Raw genomic sequence first — 646 nt, 5'->3', positions numbered from 1 at the left:
GGCCATGCCGCGCGGATGGCGGCGCCGTTGATCGAGGGCTTCCTGGGCGACGTGGCCGTGCTCTACGGCGACAACCCGCTCATCACGACGGCCACTCTGGAACGGCTCGCCGCGGCGCGCGATGGCGCGGACCTTGCCCTGCTGGCGATGCGACCAGCCGATCCCGCGAAATACGGCCGTGTCGTGCAGGCGCTCGACGGCTCGGTCGAGCGTATCGTCGAATGGGCGGATGCGAGCGAGGCCGAGCGCGCCATCGGCCTGTGCAATGCCGGCGTGGTCTGTGCCGCCTGGGCCGACCTGTCGCGCTGGCTGGCGGCCCTGAAGAACGACAACCGGCAAGGTGAATTCTACCTGACCGACGTGGTCGCCGCCGCCCATGCGGAGGGCCGCCGCGCGGTCGCCGTTGAGGCGCCGGAGGCGGAGCTGCGCGGCATCAACAGCCGGGTCGAGCTTGCAGCGGCCGAGGCCGAGGTGCAGGCCAGGCTGCGCGAGGCGGCCATGCTCGGCGGCGCCACGCTGATCCAGCCGGAGAGCGTCACGCTGAGCTTCGACACCAGGCTTGGGCGGGATGTGGTGGTCGACCCGCACGTGGTCTTCGCGCCGGGCGTGACGGTGGAGGACGATGTCGCCATTCGCGCCTTCAGCC

Annotated in this window: 1 pseudogene; it reads left to right on the top strand. The window is 71.7% G+C overall.

Annotated features, from left to right (window positions below):
- Positions 1-27: 27 nt before the first annotated feature.
- Positions 28-646, top strand: a pseudogene (gene glmU, locus AC1DWF_RS35495) (bifunctional UDP-N-acetylglucosamine diphosphorylase/glucosamine-1-phosphate N-acetyltransferase GlmU); the annotation flags it as partial.

It is taken from the genome of Aminobacter sp. P4_D5 (assembly GCF_056401815.1).
Note: the sequence above shows the minus strand (reverse complement) of the source record. Positions and strands in the feature narration are given on the sequence as shown.